Source organism: Streptomyces sp. NPDC079141 (assembly GCF_040686775.1).
Taxonomy (GTDB): domain Bacteria; phylum Actinomycetota; class Actinomycetes; order Streptomycetales; family Streptomycetaceae; genus Streptomyces.
The window spans coordinates 81,580-98,678 of the sequence record NZ_JBFBLP010000017.1 but is presented as its reverse complement, the minus strand read 5'-3'; the positions used below and the strand labels follow the sequence as shown (position 1 = coordinate 98,678).

13 protein-coding genes are annotated in these 17,099 nt (G+C 72.9%); 6 read left to right on the top strand and 7 right to left on the bottom strand.

What is annotated here, in order from left to right; translation table 11 throughout:
• The first annotated feature begins 41 nt into the window (after positions 1-41).
• From AB0Q90_RS34010 to AB0Q90_RS34000, 3 genes are read left to right on the top strand one after another with little or no spacing between them, the layout of a single operon-like run.
• Positions 42-806 carry a lysophospholipid acyltransferase family protein gene (locus AB0Q90_RS34010; RefSeq protein WP_363162385.1) on the top strand — a complete coding sequence of 255 codons (765 nt, stop codon included), beginning with the start codon at positions 42-44 and terminating at the stop codon, positions 804-806.
• Complete coding sequence (locus AB0Q90_RS34005; protein WP_363162384.1) at positions 803-1,813, top strand: NAD(P)H-dependent glycerol-3-phosphate dehydrogenase; 1,011 nt, start codon at positions 803-805, stop codon at positions 1,811-1,813. The genes AB0Q90_RS34010 and AB0Q90_RS34005 overlap by 4 nt, the downstream gene beginning before the upstream one ends.
• Before the next feature lie 59 nt (positions 1,814-1,872).
• Complete coding sequence (locus tag AB0Q90_RS34000; protein ID WP_363162383.1) at positions 1,873-3,030, top strand: D-alanine--D-alanine ligase family protein; 1,158 nt, start codon at positions 1,873-1,875, stop codon at positions 3,028-3,030.
• Between the two features lies 1 nt (position 3,031).
• On the opposite strand, the gene AB0Q90_RS33995 is transcribed toward AB0Q90_RS34000, so the two are convergent.
• Together AB0Q90_RS33995 and AB0Q90_RS33990 are read right to left on the bottom strand one after the other, a co-directional pair.
• A complete protein-coding gene (locus AB0Q90_RS33995; RefSeq protein ID WP_363162382.1) occupies positions 3,032-3,532 on the bottom strand; it encodes a DUF3515 domain-containing protein in 501 nt (166 codons plus the stop codon).
• Between the two features lie 20 nt (positions 3,533-3,552).
• Positions 3,553-3,786, bottom strand: coding sequence for an Lrp/AsnC ligand binding domain-containing protein (locus AB0Q90_RS33990; protein WP_020121007.1), 234 nt, complete (start codon positions 3,784-3,786; stop codon positions 3,553-3,555).
• Between the two features lie 206 nt (positions 3,787-3,992).
• Between AB0Q90_RS33990 and AB0Q90_RS33985 the strand changes: the two genes are divergently transcribed.
• Together AB0Q90_RS33985 and thiD are read left to right on the top strand one after the other, a co-directional pair.
• Positions 3,993-4,961 carry a thiamine-phosphate kinase gene (locus tag AB0Q90_RS33985; protein WP_363162381.1) on the top strand — a complete coding sequence of 323 codons (969 nt, stop codon included), beginning with the start codon at positions 3,993-3,995 and terminating at the stop codon, positions 4,959-4,961.
• On the top strand, positions 4,958-5,761 hold the full coding sequence (thiD, locus tag AB0Q90_RS33980) for a bifunctional hydroxymethylpyrimidine kinase/phosphomethylpyrimidine kinase (RefSeq protein ID WP_363162380.1): 804 nt from the start codon (positions 4,958-4,960) through the stop codon (positions 5,759-5,761). Before AB0Q90_RS33985 ends, thiD begins: the two co-directional genes overlap by 4 nt.
• On the opposite strand, the gene AB0Q90_RS33975 is transcribed toward thiD, so the two are convergent.
• The 3 genes from AB0Q90_RS33975 to rpmB all read right to left on the bottom strand — a co-directional run bounded on the left by AB0Q90_RS33975 (position 5,736) and on the right by rpmB (position 10,392).
• Positions 5,736-6,938, bottom strand: a complete 1,203-nt coding sequence (locus AB0Q90_RS33975; protein ID WP_363162379.1) for an FAD-dependent monooxygenase — start codon at positions 6,936-6,938, stop codon at positions 5,736-5,738. The two genes, thiD and AB0Q90_RS33975, sit on opposite strands and share 26 nt — an antisense overlap.
• Positions 6,939-6,973: 35 nt before the next feature.
• Positions 6,974-10,096, bottom strand: a complete 3,123-nt coding sequence (locus AB0Q90_RS33970) for a BTAD domain-containing putative transcriptional regulator (protein WP_363162378.1) — start codon at positions 10,094-10,096, stop codon at positions 6,974-6,976.
• Between the two features lie 110 nt (positions 10,097-10,206).
• The gene (gene rpmB, locus AB0Q90_RS33965) at positions 10,207-10,392 is read right to left on the bottom strand and encodes a 50S ribosomal protein L28 (RefSeq protein ID WP_003993230.1); all 186 of its coding nucleotides are present in this window, start codon (positions 10,390-10,392) and stop codon (positions 10,207-10,209) included.
• A gap of 248 nt (positions 10,393-10,640) precedes the next feature.
• Here rpmB and AB0Q90_RS33960 point away from each other — a divergent pair, with 248 nt between their 5' ends.
• The gene (locus tag AB0Q90_RS33960) at positions 10,641-12,296 is read left to right on the top strand and encodes a DAK2 domain-containing protein (protein ID WP_363162377.1); all 1,656 of its coding nucleotides are present in this window, start codon (positions 10,641-10,643) and stop codon (positions 12,294-12,296) included.
• A gap of 30 nt (positions 12,297-12,326) precedes the next feature.
• Here AB0Q90_RS33960 and AB0Q90_RS33955 read toward each other — a convergent pair whose 3' ends face one another.
• Entirely contained in the window at positions 12,327-15,251 is a 2,925-nt protein-coding gene (locus AB0Q90_RS33955; protein WP_363162376.1) for a tetratricopeptide repeat protein, read from the bottom strand.
• On the bottom strand, positions 15,248-17,083 hold the full coding sequence (locus AB0Q90_RS33950) for an HSP90 family protein (protein WP_363162375.1): 1,836 nt from the start codon (positions 17,081-17,083) through the stop codon (positions 15,248-15,250). The genes AB0Q90_RS33955 and AB0Q90_RS33950 overlap by 4 nt, the downstream gene beginning before the upstream one ends.
• Positions 17,084-17,099: the final 16 nt, after the last annotated feature.

Genomic DNA, 17,099 nt, shown 5'->3' with positions numbered 1-17,099 from the left:
ACACTTGTGCGGCCCCCCAGGCCCTAGAGGAAGGTGTCCGCGTGCCCCGCCGCAGAATCGGCTTCTGGTACCGCTTCGCAGCGGTGATCGCCAAACCGCCGCTGGTGGTTCTGATCAAGCGGGACTGGCGAGGAACGGAGAACATTCCGGCCGACGGCGGATTTATCACCGTGGTGAACCACAATTCGCATGTCGACCCCTTCGCCTACGCGCACTTTCAGTACAACACCGGACGTGTTCCGCGATTCCTCGCGAAGAGCGGGCTTTTCAAGAAGGGATTCATCGGCGCCTTCATGCGGGGCACCGGGCAGATCCCCGTCTACCGCGAGACCACGGACGCGCTGAGCGCCTTCCGCGCCGCGATCGACGCCGTGGAGCGCGGCGAGTGCGTCGCCTTCTACCCCGAGGGCACCATCACCCGCGACCCCGACCAGTGGCCCATGACCGGCAAGACCGGTGCCGCGCGCGTGGCCCTGCAGACCAAGTGCCCGGTGATCCCGGTCGCGCAGTGGGGCGCCAACGAACTGCTGCCGCCGTACGCCAAGAAGCTCAACCTTCGTCCGCGCAAGACCTCGCGCGTCCTCGCCGGCCCGCCCGTGGACCTGTCGCGCTTCTACGACAAGGAGATGACACCGGAACTCCTCAAGGAGGCCACCGAGGTCATCATGGCCGCCATCACCCGCCTGCTGGAGGAGATCCGCGGCGAGAAGGCGCCCACCACGGCCTACGACCCGCGTCAGGAACGGATCGAGCAGCGGCGCCGGAGCCAGGCGCAGACCGGTCACGAAGAGGAGAGCGCCAAGTGAGCAAGCCCGTCAAGGCGGCCGTCTTCGGCACCGGATCGTGGGGTACCGCCTTCGGCATGGTGCTCGCCGACGCCGGCTGCGAGGTCACCCTGTGGGGACGGCGCCCCGAACTCGCCGAAGCGGTCAACTACACGCGTACGAACCCCGACTACCTCCCCGGCGTCGAGCTCCCGGAGAACCTGCGGGCCACCACCGACCCCGCCGAGGCGGCCTACGGCGCCGACTTCACCGTCCTCGCCATCCCCTCGCAGACGTTGCGCGGCAACCTCGCCGAGTGGACCCCGCTGCTCGCCCCGGACACGGTCCTCGTCTCGCTGATGAAGGGCGTCGAACTCGGTTCCGCGATGCGGATGAGCGAGGTCGTCGAGGACGTCGCCAAGGTCGGCCCGAACCGCGTCGCCGTGGTCACCGGGCCCAACCTCGCCCGTGAGATCGCCGCGCGGATGCCGGCCGCCGCCGTGGTCGCCTGCACCGACGAGGCCGTCGCCCAACGGCTCCAGGCCGCCTGCCACACGCCGTACTTCCGGCCGTACACGGAGACGGACGTGGTCGGTTGCGAGCTGGGCGGTGCGGTGAAGAACGTCATCGGGCTCGCCGTCGGCATCGCGGACGGCATGGGGCTCGGCGACAACGCCAAGGGCTCGCTCATCACCCGCGGCCTTGCGGAGACCGCGCGGCTCGGAGTCGCGCTGGGCGCCGACCCGATGACGTTCGCCGGACTCGCGGGCCTGGGCGACCTGGTGGCCACCTGCTCCTCGCCGCTGTCCCGCAACCACACCTTCGGCACCAACCTCGGCAAGGGCATGACCCTGGAGGAGACCATCGCGGTCACCAAGCAGACCGCCGAGGGCGTCAAGTCCTGCGAATCGGTGCTGGATCTGGCCCGCCGGCACGGAGTCGACATGCCGATCACGGAGACGGTCGTCGCCATCGTGCACGACGGCAAGCCTCCGGTGGTCGCTCTCAAGGAGCTGATGTCGCGCAGCGCGAAGCCGGAACGACGCTGAGCGAACCCCCGGGGCGGACGCTGTCTCAGGCCACTACCAACGGGTACTCTCAACGCGATATGAGCACCGAGAACCTCCCCCAGAGCCCCCAGCAGCCGCCTCGCAAGCCGCGTGTGGCCGTCGTGTTCGGCGGTCGCAGCTCAGAGCACGGGATCTCCGTGGTCACCGCCGGCGCCGTACTGAAGGCCATCGACCGGACCCGGTACGACGTCCTGCCGATCGGCATCACCCAGGACGGCCGCTGGGCGCTCACCGCCGACGAACCGGAGCGCATGGCGATCACCGAGCGCCGTACGCCCAACGTCGAGGAGCTCGCCGAGTCGAGCGAGGGCGGCGTGGTGCTCCCCGTCGACCCCGCGAACCGCGAAGTCGTCTACAGCGAGCCCGGATCGGTGCCCAAGGCGCTCGGCGAGGTCGACGTCGTCTTCCCCGTCCTGCACGGCCCCTACGGCGAGGACGGCACCCTCCAGGGTCTGCTGGAGCTCTCCGGTGTGCCGTATGTGGGTTCGGGTGTGCTCGCCTCGGCCGTCGGCCAGGACAAGGAGTACATGAAGCGGGTGTTCACCTCCTTCGGACTGAAGGTGGGCCCGTACGTCGTCGTCCGGCCGCGCGAGTGGGCGCAGGACGAGTCGGCCGCCCGCAAGAAGATCGTCGACTTCGCCGGCGAGCACGGCTGGCCGTTGTTCGTGAAGCCCGCGCGCGCGGGTTCCTCGATCGGCATCACCAAGGTCGACGACCTGTCCGGTCTCGACGAGGCGATCGCCGAGGCCCAGCGGCACGACCCGAAGATCCTCGTCGAGGCGGCGCTGCGCGGCCGTGAGATCGAGTGCGGCGTCCTGGAGTTCGAGGACGGCCCGCGCGCGTCCGTCCCCGCGGAGATCCCGCCGCCGCAGGCGCACGCGTACTACGACTTCGAGGCGAAGTACATCGACTCGACCCCGGGCATCGTCCCCGCCCCGCTGACGGACGAGGAGAGCGCCGAGGTCCGCAGGCTCGCGGTGGACGCCTTCGAGGCGGCCTCCTGCGAGGGGCTGGTGCGGGCGGACTTCTTCCTCACCGAGGACGGCGAGTTCGTGATCAACGAGATCAACACCATGCCCGGCTTCACGCCCATCTCGATGTACCCGCAGATGTGGCAGGCGACCGGGGTCGGCTACCCGGAACTGGTCGACAGGCTGATCCAGGCGGCGCTGCGCAGGTCGACCGGCCTGCGGTGAGCTAGAGGGCGATCCCTTCGGGGATCGCCTTCTTGACGGCCGACGCCAGGTCGACGAGCGTGGCCGAGCTGTCCACGCCCTCCGGTACGGTCACCTCGACGTACGCCTTGCGATTGGCGCAGGTGAAGCGGTACCCCCCGTCGTCCTGCCGCTCCATCAGCCAGTCGACCCCGTTCACTCCACCGGCCACCGCGTCGGCGTCACCGCCCTCCGCCACCTTCGGGTCGATCATCTTCGGCGGCCGGGTCACACCGCAGCGCAGTATGATCTCGGGGCTTCCCCAGCCCGCCGTCAGTGCGGAGGCGGGCTCGGGATCACGGCGGCTCTCACCGGCCACCTTCGACGGCAGTACCTTGTCCAGGTTCTGACACAGCTTGGTGGTCTGCGCCCCCGGGGAGGGAACCGCCGTCGACGCGTCGTCGTCTGCTGAGGAGCAGCCCGCGACAGTGATCGACAGGACGAGCGCGGGCAGACCGATGAGCCGGTGACGCAAGAAGTTCACCGGCCAAGGGTAGACGGGGGCTAGAGATGGACGACGGGGCAGGTCAGTGTGCGGGTGATTCCGTCCACTTGCTGGACTTTGGCGACCACCAGGCGGCCGAGGTCGTCCACGGTGTCGGCCTGGGCACGCACGATCACGTCATACGGTCCTGTCACGTCCTCGGCCTGGATGACTCCAGGGATCTTGCTGATCGTCTCGGCGACGGTCGACGCTTTGCCGACCTCCGTCTGGATCAGGATGTACGCCTGTACCACGGAACCTCCAGGGCGGCCACGAGGATCATGTGGGGAAAAGGAACGCCACGGTATCGCGTCGCCGCTCGCCGCGGGGAGACCTGCGGGGACCGGGGCTTCCGCGCCGGGGTGCAGGCACGACAGAAGTTGACGGTCTCTTCGACCGTATCGGGGACAGTAGACACACGCGACCGGGAACGGACAGGGACAGAAGGGGCGTAAGGGCAATGAAGGGCACTGTTGGTGAGCTCGGGGAGTTCGGGCTCATCAGGGAGCTCACCTCCCGTCTCACCACCACCCCGGCGGTCCGGGTCGGACCCGGCGACGATGCCGCCGTGGTGGCCGCGCCCGACCGCAGGGTCGTGGCCAGCACCGACATCCTCCTGGAGGGGCGGCACTTCCGCCGCGACTGGTCCACCGCCTACGACGTGGGCCGCAAGGCCGCCGCGCAGAACCTCGCCGACATCGCCGCCATGGGCGCCGTACCGACGGCCCTGCTGCTCGGTCTGGTCGTCCCCGCCGAGCTTCCGGTGACCTGGCCGACCGAGCTGATGGACGGACTGCGCGACGAGTGCCAGGTAGCGGGCGCGTCCGTGGTCGGCGGGGACGTCGTACGCGGCGACTCGATCATGGTGTCGATCACCGCGCTCGGCGATCTGCGCAACCAGGAGCCCGTGACGCGGGCCGGCGCACAGCCCGGCGACCTCGTCGCGGTCACCGGCTGGCTGGGCTGGTCGGCGGCCGGGTACGCCGTCCTCTCGCGCGGGTTCCGCTCGCCGCGCGCCTTCGTGGAGGCGCACCGGCGCCCGGAACCGCCGTACCACGCGGGACCGGCCGCGGCCGGGCTCGGGGCGACCGCGATGTGCGACGTCAGCGACGGGCTGATCGCCGACCTCGGGCACATCGCCGAGGCCAGCAAGGTGCGGATCGACATCCGTTCCGGCGCGATCGACATCCCGTCCCAGATGAACGACATCGGGCAGGCCGTCGGCGTGGATCCCATGCAGTGGGTGCTCACCGGGGGAGAGGACCACGCGATCGTGGCGACCTTCCCGCCCGACGTGAAGCTCCCCGCCCGCTGGAAGGTCATCGGCGAGGTGCTCAACCCCTCGGCGCTGCCCCAGGTGACGGTCGACGGGGCGCCGTGGACCAGCAAGGGCGGCTGGGACCACTTCGGCGGGGACATCGAGTCATGAGCCTGCCGCGCGTCCTGACCGTGGCCGGCTCCGACTCCGGCGGCGGCGCGGGCATCCAGGCCGACCTGAAGACGATGCTCGCGCTCGGTGTGCACGGCATGAGCGTGATCACGGCCGTCACCGCGCAGAACTCGCTGGGCGTGCAAGGGGCTTGGGAACTTCCGGTGGAGGCGGTGCGGGCCCAGTACCGCAGCGTCGTCGACGACATCGGCGTCCAGGCCGTGAAGACCGGGATGCTCGCCTCGGCCGAACTCGTCGAGGCGGTGGCCGAGTTGATCGGCGGCACCGACGCCCCGGCGGTCGTCGACCCGGTGGGCGTGTCCAAGCACGGGGACGCCCTGCTGGCCGCGTCCGCGCTGGACTCCGTACGGACGAAGCTGCTGCCCGTCGCCACCGTCGCGACCCCGAATCTCGACGAGGTGGCCCAACTCACGGGCGTGCGCGTCGAGTCGGAGGACGATCTGCGGCGGGCGGCGGCGGCCGTGCTGGCGTACGGGCCGAGCTGGGTCGTGATCAAGGGCGGTCATCTCGCCGGGGACGCCGTGGATCTGCTCACCGACGGCGCCGAGGAGCACTGGCTGCGCGCGCCCCGGCACGACAACCGGCACACGCACGGCACGGGCTGCACCCTCGCCTCCGCGATCGCGTCGCAGCTGGCGAAGGGGCAGCCCGTGCCCGAGGCGGTGGCGGCGGCCAAGGAGTACGTCACCGGGGCGATCGCCGCCGGGTTCGCGCTCGGCGGGGGGATCGGGCCCGTGGACCACGGCTGGGCCCTCAGGCGGGGTACGCCGGGAGCTTGATGTTGGTCGCCGATTTCTCGGTGATCTTCTTGAAGAAGGCCGCCAGCGGGCGGGAGGCGAGCAGCCGGTACATCCGGTCCCGGCCACGGATCCGTCGCTCGGTGGCCGGCGCGAAGAACGGACCCGCGTTGCCCGAGGTCTTCTGGCAGCCCTTGGCGAAGCCCGTGATCCGCTCCTCGTACGCGGCGAACGCCCTGCGGTGGTCCCCGCCCGCCAGCGCCAGCTCACCGGCCAGGACGTACGAGGCGACGACCGCCACGCCCGTGCCCATGCCGCCCATGGTGGCGCCGTAGCCGGCGTCCCCGAGCAGCGCCACCCGCCCCTGGGCGAGGCGGTCGACATGGATCTGGGCGATCGCGTCGAAGTACAGGTCGTCGGCCGTCTCCAGGGCCTTCAGGACGCTCGGCGCCTGCCAGCCCATCCCCGCGAACCGCTCCGCGAGGATCCGCTTCTGCGCCTCGACGTCCCGGCGGTCGTACGACAGCTGCTCCGAGCGGAAGACCAGCAGCGCGTGCGCGCGGTCCGGGTCGCCGTCGTAGTTGCCGATGTCGATGGCGCGGCCGGGCTCGCTGTAGAGGCGGCCGGTGCGGCTCAGGCCGAGCTCGTTGGGGACGGTGAAGCCGGCCACGTAGTGGTCCAGGAAGCGGAGGTGGCGGTTCTCGTCGCCGAAGACCAGGCGGCGGGTGTGCGAGTGCAGTCCGTCGGCGCCGACGACGAGGTCGAAGCGGCGGGGCGCGCCCTTCTCGAAGGTGACGTCGACGCCGTCGGCGTGGTCGGTGAGGGTGGCGATCGAGTCGCCGAAGACGTACTCGACACGGTCCCGGCTGCGCTCGTACAGGATCTTCGACAGCTCGCCGCGGAAGATCTCGACGTCGCCGCTCATCATCTCGGACGGCAGGTCCACGCGCGGGGTGTCGTCGGCGTCGACGACGGTCTGCCGGCCCATGTGGGTCTGGCGGGCGTGGATCTCGTCCCAGATGCCCATGTCCTTGAGCACCTTGCGGTGGACGTGCCCGCGGAAGTCGACCGCGAAGCCGCCGCCGCGCAGGGCCGGGGCCTTCTCGACGACGGTGACGCGGGCGCCGTGGCGGGCGAGGTTCAGGGCGAGGGCGGGGCCGGCGACGCTGGCGCCGGAGATCAGGACGTTCAGGTGGCCGAGGCGGTGTGTGTTCGTCATGGCCATGAGCTTCGGGGGAGCCGCTGACCGTCTGCCTACCGTTCGCTGACCGCCGCTGACCGCAGGCTCCGGCCGTGCTCGTAGGCCTTCTCGTACGCCTCGGGGGACATCCGCGCGCGTACGTCCCGCTCGGTGCGTACGACGTCGGGGTCGCCCTGGGCCGGGGCGCCGCGCAGGCCTGTTGCGGCGCCGAGGAGTTCGGCCGCGCGTTCGGGGTGCGGGGCTACGACGGCCAGGGCGTCGGCGACGGCCGCCAGGGTGAAGGTGTCGGGCGCGTCCAGGGAGTGCGCGCGGGCCTGGGCGAACCACTCGCGGGCCCGGCCGAGGTCGCCTTCGGCAGCCGCCGTGCGGCCAAGACCGATGAGGGTCAGAACCGTCTCGCCGACACTGAACCAGTTCGCCGCGCAGGCCTCCAGAGCACTCTCGTAGTGCACGCGCGCGTGGGCGGTGTTTCCGCTGAGCCGTTCTGTGTCGCCGAGTCCGCGTCGGGCGGCCGCTACCTTGTCCGGGGCGCCCGCCGTGCGGGCCAGGGCGGCGGCGCGCGTGAAGTGCGCCACCGCCTCCTCGGTGTCGCCGCGGTGCAGCAGCACGGTGGCCCGGGAGCGCACCAGGTCCGCGGTCTCCTCGGGTGCGTCCAGTTCCCGGACGTGCACCAGCCCCTCGTCGAGCAGGTCCAGGGCGCGGGCGTACTCGCCGCGCCGGGCCGCGTAGGCCGCCAGCGGGTCCAGGCAGTTGGCCATGCCCCAGCGGTCACCGGTCGAGCGGAAACCCGTCAGCGAGCGCGCGAACGCCGCCTCGGAGGCCACGGGGTCGCCCGCGAACTGCGCCCGGTAGGCCACCCCCAGATCCAGCAGCGCACGGCCCCACGGCGATTCGCCGACCTGTACGGCGAGCAGCCCGTCCTCCACCGCGTGCAGCGGGCCGCTGACCAGCGACCACAGGACCATGGTGAACGGCAGCCGCAGGGGCCCGTCCAGGGCGTGCATGAGCGCGGCCACGCGCGCGATGCGGTCGCCCTCGCCGGGGTCGTCGCCGTGGCCGGTGACCGTGTTCATCAGGCACAGGGCGTACTCCTCGGCCAGCCCCGGGGGCGGTGCGTCGCCGACCGCTTCCAGCAGGGCGTGTGCCAGGGGCGCCTGTTCGCCGTGCGGGGAGCGCAGCCAGCGGAACCAGGACACGTGGGCCATGAGCCGCAGGGCGTCCTCGGGGGCCGTCGACACGAGATGCCGCAGGGCCGCGTCCAGGTTGTCCCGCTCGGCGTCCAGGCGGGCCAGCCAGACGAGTTGGTCGCCGCCCCGGAGAAACGGTTCGGCCCGCTCCGCGAGCCGCAGGAAGTGCCGGGCGTGGGCATCCGCGAGCCCGCGCCGGTCCGTCACACCCTCGGCGGCGAAAGCGCGGATCGTCTCCAGCATGCGGTAGCGGCCTTCGGATGTCTGCGGGGACCCGGCGGGCTTGGCGGGCCTGACGGGCTCGGTGAACTCTGCGGAGCGCGCGGGCTCTGTGGGCTCGGTGAACTCCGTGGACTCCATGAACTCCATGAACTCCAGGAACGACTTCTCCACCAGCGAGGCCAGCAGGTCCTCCGGGTACGCCGTCCCGCACACGGCCTCGACCGCGTCCAGGGTCGCCCCGCCGGAGAACACCGTCAGCCGCCGCGCCAGCTCCCGCTCCTCCTCGTCCAGCAGCTCCCAACTCCACTCCACGACGGCCCGCAGCGTGCGGTGCCGGGGCGCCTTGGAGCGGTCGCCGCGGGACAGCAGCCGGAACCGGTCGTCCAGGCGGTCCGCCAGCTCGTCCGGGGTGAGGGTGCGCAGCCGGGCGGCCGCCAGCTCGATGGCGAGGGGGAGTCCGTCGAGGGCGGCACAGACGGCGGGCACGCGCGCGTGGTCCTCGAACTGCGGACGCACCGCCCGCGCGCGGTCGCGGAACAGCTCGACGGCCGGTTCCGGCGCCAGCGGCGGCACCGGGACCAGCACCTCGCCGGTGATGCCCAGCGCCTCCCGGCTGGTGGCCAGCACCCGGACGCCGGGGCAGGAGCCGAGCAGCAGGGCGGCCACCCGGGCGGTCTCCTCGACGAGGTGCTCGCAGTTGTCCAGCACCAGCAGCAGCTCGCGGTCCTCCAGGGCGGACAGCAGCCGCTCGGTGGTGTCCGCGGCGGGAGTGCGGAAACCTTCCCGCACACCCAGGGCGGCGAGAACGGCGTACGGGATCCGGGTGCCGTCCGTGAGGGGTGCCAGCTCGACGAAACAGACGCCCGGCCACGTGCCCGCCGCCTCCACCGCGAGCCGGGTCTTGCCCGTGCCGCCGGGGCCGGTGAGCGTGACCAGCCGCGAGCCGTCCGTGAGGAGCGCGCCGATCCGGGCCAGCTCGGTCTCCCGGCCGACGAAACGCGTGAGCTGCGCGGGCAGCCGCTGGGACCGGGCGGCCGGCTCCGCCCGCCCCTGGAGCAGCTCCAGATGGAGCGCGGACAGCTCGGCCGACGGATCCGTGCCCAGCTCCTCGGCGAGTCTGTGCCGGGCCTCCTCGTACACCGTGAGCGCCTCGGCGGGCCGTCCTGCCGCGTGCAGGCCCCGCATCAGCTGCCCGTAGAGCCGTTCGCTCAGCGGATGCGCCGCCAGCAGCGCCCGCAGCTCCGGCACGAGCTCGGACCCACCGCCCAGCGCCAGATCCGCCTCGATCCGGTCCTGTACGGCGGCCAGCCTGAGTTCGTCCAGGGCGGCGGTCTCGGCATGCGCGTCCGGCAGGTCGGGCAGCGCGGGGCCGCGCCACAGGCCGAGCGCCTCACGCAACACGGCCGCCGCCCGGGCGTGGTCACCGGTGGCGAGAGCGGCACGGCCCTCCTGGGACAGGCGCTCGAAACGGTGGGCGTCCACGGCCTCGGCCGGGACGGCGATGCGGTAACCGGCGGGCGAGGCCTCGATCTCCGTGTGCGGGGCCAGGCGTCGGCGCAGCCGGGAGATCTGTGACTGGAGCGCGTTGGCCGCCCCGGCGGGCGGCTCGGCGCCGTACAGGCCGTCGGTCAGCCGGTCCGTGGACACGGTGCGGCCCGCGTCGAGGAGCAGTAGCGTCAGCAGGGCGCGGGGGCGGGGGCCGCCCGGGTCGACGGGGGTGCCGTCGGGGTCGCGTATGTCGAGGGGGCCCAGGATGCCGAAGCGCATTCCCGGAATTCTGGCAGGTGGACGCCTTTCGGGCATGCAAAAAGCCGATCCACACGAGGTGGATCGGCTCGATGCAGCGAACCAGCAGTGGCCGCGCGCTTAGCTGTGCGTCAGCGCGAGACCTTGCCGGCCTTGATGCACGAGGTGCAAGCGTTCACGCGCTTCGGCGTCCCGCCGACCACGGTACGGACGCGCTGGATGTTCGGGTTCCAGCGACGGGACGTACGGCGGTGCGAGTGCGAGATGTTGTTGCCGAAGCCCGGCCCCTTGCCGCAGACGTCGCAGTTGGCAGCCACGGGTCACTCCAAAGACTTCAGATGCACTTACGGATAATCCCGGCATGCCGGGATCGAGATCTAAGATCTGAGTGGCGCTGCCAGGGGACGGCCCGATCTGGATCGGGCAACCGGAGCAGCATACAACGGCTGCGCCAGTAGAACGAAACTACCATGGCTGCTCAGGGGCCCGCTCCCGGCCCTCTTCCGGTGGGCACCACCCCTGGGTCTACGCTGCGTCCCACGTCCAGCAGCTCAAGGAGGCGCAGGTGGCGCAGGTGCCGCAGACATTCTTCGATGCTCTCGCGGTACGCACCTGGTGCGGTCTCGCGCTGGAGGCGCTCGGCCGCGCGCGCGAGGAGATCGACGCGATCAATGTCTACCCCGTGGCCGACGGGGACACCGGCACCAACCTGTATCTGACGGTGGAATCAGCGGCGGCGGCCGTCGACGCGGTGTTCATCGGGCACGAGGCGGGTACCGACGGCGCCGTGCCGTCCCTGGCCGACGCCGTGCGGGCGATGGCGCACGGGGCGCTCATAGGGGCGCGCGGGAACTCCGGGACGATCCTGGCGCAGCTGCTGCGCGGCATGGCCCAGGTGCTCGCCGCCGACGGTGACCCGGCGCACGCCGACGCCACCGGACTCCGGCTGGCCCTGCGGCACGCCGCCGACTCCGCCCGCCAGGCCGTGGCCCACCCCGTCGAGGGCACGGTCCTGACCGTCGCCTCCGCGGCGGCCGACGCGGCCGGCGGGGCCGAGGGCGACTGCGGGGCCGTCGCACGGGCCGCCTACGAAGGGGCACGCGCCGCTCTCGCCGTCACCCCGCACCAGCTCGCCGTCCTGGAACGCGCCGGGGTGGTGGACGCCGGCGGGCGCGGGCTGGTCACGGTGCTCGCCGCCCTGGTGGAGACGTTCACGGGCGAGACGCCGGCGGTCACGGTCGCCCACGCGCGCGTGGTGCTCGACAGCCCCGGTGACTGTGCGCCCGCGCAGGACGGTGGGCCGGCCTTCGAGGTGATCTACCTCCTGGACGCCGAGGACGCCGCCGTCGCACGGCTGCGCGAGCGGCTCGACGTCCTCGGCGACTCGCTGGTCGTGGTCGGCGGCGACGGCCTGTGGAACGTCCATGTGCACGTCGACGACGCCGGCGCCGCCGTGGAGGCGGGCGTCGAGGCCGGACGGCCGCACCGGATCCGCATCACGCACTTCGGCGCCGGCGACGTGCACACCACCGGCGGCGAACGGCCGCCCCGGGAGCGGATCCAGCGCGCCGTCGTGGCCGTCGTACCCGGGCCGGGGCTGGCCGGGCTGTACACCGAGGCCGGTGCGACCACCGTGCTCGCGCGCCCCGGGGAGCCGCCCGCGAGCGGGGAGCTCGTCGAGGCGGTACGGCGGGCCCACGCGCGCGAGGTCGTGCTGCTGCCCAACGACGCCGACCTGCGCCACACCGCGGCCGCCGCCGCCGAACAGGCCCGCGCCGAGGGCATCCGCGTGGCCCTGATCCCCACACGCTCCGCGGTCCAGGGGATCGCGGCGCTCGCCGTGCACGAGCCGGAGCGCCGCTTCGACGAGGACGTTGTGTCCATGACCTCGGCGGCGGGAGCGACCCGCTACGCCGAGGTCGCCGTCGCCGAACGCCAGTCCTGGACCATGGCCGGCATCTGCCAGGCCGGTGACGTCCTCGGCCTCATCGACGGCGACGTGGCCGTGATCGGCGCGGACGTCACGGCCACCGCCGAGACGGTCCTGGACCGCATGCTCGCCGCGGGCGGCGAACTGGTCACCCTCGTCCTCGGCGACGACGCGCCCGAGGGCATCGCCGGACACCTCGAAGCGCGGGTGCGCGAGGCGTACCTCGCCGTCGACACGGTGGTGTACCGGGGCGGACGGCAAGGGGCGCTGCTGCTCATCGGCGTGGAGTGACGGCGAGGGGCCCTGGCCCTGCTGTACGGCTCAGTCCTCCTCGACCACCTCAAGCAGCTGCTCCGCCTCCGCCCGCCGCTCCCGCGCCGCGCCCTCCTCCTCGGCCACGCCCTCGTACGCCGTCAGCACCGCACGCGCGCGTGTGGCCGCCTCCGCGGGCCGGCCCAGGTCCGCCGCCAGCCAGCCCGCGGCGAGCTCGGCGCCGGTGCGGGCGTCCCGGGCCTCGTCCCCGAGACCGGCGAACACCGCGACCGCCTCCGCCATCCGGGACAGGGCCTCGTCCAGGGCGGCCTGGATCGAGTCGTCCTCGTCGTCCTCGGCCGCGGACCGGGCGAGCAGATCACCGAACTGCCGGTGCGTGTGCCCGAGCTCGGCGGTGAGCCGGGCGCGCGCCTCCTCGTCGGGCGCCGCGTCCAGCGCCGCCGCGCACTCCTGGACGGCGTCCGCCATGAACTCCCGCGCCTTGTTCGCGCCTTCGCCCTCCACGCGCAACGCCAGCCACGCGCGGGCGCGCAGGGAGCGGACGAGGCCGTGGACGTTGCCGAGCGCGAGCCACAGGTCGCCCGCGCGCGCGTAAGCCCGGTCCGCCTCCGCGTGCAGCCCCGCGTGCCCGAGGGACTCGGCGGCGAGATGGGCGAGGGTGGCGTGGTCGTGCTGCTCCGGCCAGTGCCGGGCGATCTCGGCCGCCCGGAGCCGGTGTTCGGCGGCCTCCTGGTGCTCGCCGAGCTCGCTCAGGCAGTCGCCGAGCCACCACTGCGTCTGGACGACGGCGCCGTCGCCGTGCGTCTCGGCGGTCAGCTCGGTGAGCGCCGACTCCAGCACCTCCGCCGCCTCGGCCCAGCGCCCCTGACGCACCAGGAGCCCGCCGAGCTGATGCCGCGCCCAGGCGCCGAGCGTCGGGCCCTCGCCCGCCTCGTCGGCCCAGTGCGCCGCCTCCAGGGCGTGTTCGGCGGCCTCCTCCGACAGGCCCCGGCCGCCGAGCACCTCGGCGAGCTGGAGATGCAGCTGGGCCCGCCCCGGCGGCTCCAGGTGCGGTCCGCCGTGCTCCAGCGCCGCCCGCAGGGCACGCTCGGCCTCCGCGATGTCCCCGAGGTGGTGCGCGAGCCCGGCCACCCGGGCCTCGTACTCCACCGCGAACCACGGCAGCCCCGACCCTACGAACGCGGCCGCCGCGCGCGCGAACAGCTCCGCCGCCGTCTCCACGTCCCCCGCGAGGGCGGCCAGCTCCGCGTGCATTGCCTGTGCCTCGGCGGCCCGTGCGGCGAGCCGCACGTCGTCACCGGTGTGCCCCTCGACGAGCGCGAGCACCTCCCGGGCGGCCGCCTCGGCGGCGGCCACGACCGCCGGATCCATCGGCTCGTCCGCCTCGTGCACCCGCCGCATCAGCACCCGGGCCCGCCCCATCAGCACGGCCGCCGTCTGCCGCAGGCCGGTGGCGTCCTCGGCGTACAGCGCGAGGATCTCGTCGTAGGGACCGGCGACGGTGGCGAGCGCCTCCTGCACATGACCGGTGAGCGCGCGGACGTACGCCGCACGCGTGCGTGCCGCCAGCGACTCGCCCGGGTCGCCCGCCTGCGCGTACAACTCGGCGGCCTGCTCGAACAGTTCGACGCCCTCGGGGCCGAGTTCCATCGCCCGGTGATCGGCGATCTCCGCGCGGTCACGGACGTCCAGCTCGATGCCCTCGGCGGCGCGCGCCACGGCAGCCCATGCCTCGACAGCGTCCGGCTGCAGGGTGTCCGACAGCCGCCGGGCCGTGGCCAGCAGCGTGGGCAGATCGTCCTCCACGGGCTCATCGTGCGCCGGAACCGCCGCCACGGGAACAGCGGCCGTCGTGGGACGCGCCGCACGCACCCCGAGCGGCAGCCGCTCCACCAGTGGCTCCTGCGTCATACGCGCGCGTGCCCGGTCGCTGATGTGCGAGGTGCCGTTGCGCCGGTCGAAGCGCTCGGCCAGCCCCAGGGCCTCCTTGCGCGCGTGTGCGGCGAGTTCGCGCGCGGTCCACGCGCGGCCCGCCGGTCCCGGCACCCGTTGCCCGCCGAGTCCGAGCCCGGTCAGCCGCTCCATGAGGAGCACCACGACGGACAGGAACTCCAGCCCGCTGCGCGGATGCCCGGTGTCCGTGAAGTACGCCGGCCGCTCCGCGAGCAGCTCCAGGCCGCGTGCCTCGTTGCCGGTCAGCGCGCAGAACTCGACGTGGTCCGCGTAGGCGCCGCGCATGCTCTCCATGGCCCGTACGAGCCGGAAACCGCGCAGATGGTGGGCGCGCGCCTCGTCCACGCGGCCCAGCCGCAACAGGGGCGTGAGCGAGGAGGCGAGGGTCGTGTGCGGCTCGTGGGCGCAGCTGAACTCGGCCTCCAGGACCGGCCGCCACAGCTCAAGCGCCCGCTCGTCCCGCCCCTGCTCCGCCTGCCACCAGCCCTGCGCCTGCAACTCGCACGCGTGGCAGTCGGCCATGCTGTCCCGGTCGGCGGCCAGCCAGGCGGCGTACGCGCGCTCGGCCCGCTCGACGTCCCCGATGTGGGCGGCCACGCTGAACTCCGCCCCGCGCACCGCCCGTTCGGAGTGCCCCGCGAGCCGGTAGCGGTGCTCCATCTCGCCGAGCCACTTCTCCACGGAGGCCAGCGGAATGTGCGGCTGGTCGAGCATGCCGGACGACATCCACTTGAACACCCAGTGCAGCGAGTGCGTCTCGTACGCGTCGAAGTCCTCGGGCCGCTCGTCCCACATGCGCAGCAGGCGCGCGAAGGGGACGAACATCCGGTCCTTCTCGGAGCTGTAGTTGTAGACCTTCAGCTGGTGTCCGAGCGCCTCGATCACGGCGAGCGGCACGTTCAGCCGCTCGGCCTCGGCGAGCAGCCGCTCCGCGCGCGCGTTGCGGGCCGGGCCCTCCGGCTGCTCGGCGTTCTCCGCCATCGCCCGGCGCAGTGCGTCGAAGTCGGTGATCTCGCTCATCGGCGACCCTCCTCGCCCTTCGTGGCCCACTCCAGGAGGCCGATGAACGCCCGGTTCAGCAGGGCCGAGTCCGCGGGCCGCAGCGGACGCTGGGCCATCAGCAGCGCCTGCCCGTACAGCGACTCCGTGGCCGTGCCGATCAGCTCCGCGTCGCCCAGCGAACTGATCCGCCGGACCAGCGGGTTGAGATGGTTGAGCACCAGCCGCGCGCGGGGCGCGCTGCCGCGCAGCGAGCCCAGGATGCCCGCCCACAGGTCGTCCGCCTGCTCCTCGGCCTCGGACCGGGCCTGCTCGTGCCGGGCGGACCGGTCGTCCAGGTGCAGCGCGGGCACGGACAGCGGATGGAAGGCCCTGAGGACCACATCGCAGCCCAGGGCGTCGAGTTTGGCCCGCGCGGCCGCCAGGAAACCGGACAGCGCCAGCTCCTCGGCCGGGTCGACCGCGTCCAGATGCGCGGTCACGGTGTCCGCGTCCAGCTCGGCGACCACCGTTCCCGGGCGCACCGACGGCAGCGCCTCGACCAGCTCGCTGTCGTACGTGTAACCGCCGTTGATCACCCCGACGCCCTGCGCGGAGGCGATCGGCGCGACCTGCCGGTACTCCTCGACGGTCCGCGTGAAGTGCACCACCGGATGCCGCTGCGCGAACTCCTCCAGGGACAGCCGTCCGTCGGTCGTCTCGAAGGGCAGCCACGGCAGCATCGTGCGCAGCATCTCCCGGTCGTGCCGCGCCAGGGACTTCACCCCCAGGTGGTGCACGGACAGGAACGCCGCCAGCCGCTCCGGATCACCGGCCGCGAGCCCCGTCAGCCAGGACCGGATCCGCTCGCCCAGCGCCTCCCGTACGGCGGCCAGCGTCTCGTCCTCGTACAGCGACTCGCGCGAGGCCGTGGGCCGCAGGCTGTCGGTGTCCAGCACACAGCGCACGAAGAACGCCCAGTCCGGCAGCAGCTGTTCGCCCCGCTCGGTCAGCAGCATGCCCTTGAGGTGCACCCGGTGACCGGCCCGCTGCGCCGGGCTCACCGCGGACGGCAGCACGTACGCCACGCCACGGATCCCCGCCAGCGGCACGTTCAGCTCGATCGAGTCCAGCGGGGTGAACCCGAACAGGTCGTGACAGTGCCGTGCCAGGGCCACCCGCCGGTTGGCGGGGGAGAGGTACGGGCGGTCCCAGGGCGCCGGCAGATCGGTGACCTCCTCCTCGCCCACGCGCACGTCGTACGGCAGCAGCGAACCGAAGTCCCGGGCCAGCGCGAGGACCCGCTCCTCGGTGAGCCACTCCCCGGCGCCGGCCCGCGCCACCAGATGCACGGTGGTGCCCGGCTCGGGCCGCTCGGCGTCCGGCAGCGTCCGCACGGTGTACGAACCGTCGTCGGTCGCCGTCCACTCCACGGGCGGCGCCTCGGGCGTACGGGCGCTGCGGCTGACGACCCGGATCCGCTCGGCGACCACGAAGCAGGCCAGCAGACCGATGCCGAACTGGCCCAGGAAGTCGGAGCGGGCCGTCTCCAGGCCGTCCGCCCGCTTGGAGCTGCGGCCGATCGTCGCCAGCAGGCTGTGCACATCGGACTCGGTCAGCCCGATGCCGGAGTCCTCCACCCGCAGCCCGCCGCCGGCGGCGTCGACGTACAGCCGCACCCGCGCCGGGGCAGCGGGCTGCTCCGCGCGCCGGGCGGTGATGGCGTCGACCGCGTTCTGCAGCAGTTCGCGCAGGTAGACCTTCGGGCTGGAGTAGAGGTGATGGGAGAGCAGGTCCACCAGACCACGCAGGTCGACCTGGAACGTATGAGGTGACTGGGATGCCTGGGATGACTGTGAGGTCTGGGAGTCCATCGTCGCTGCGCCGTTG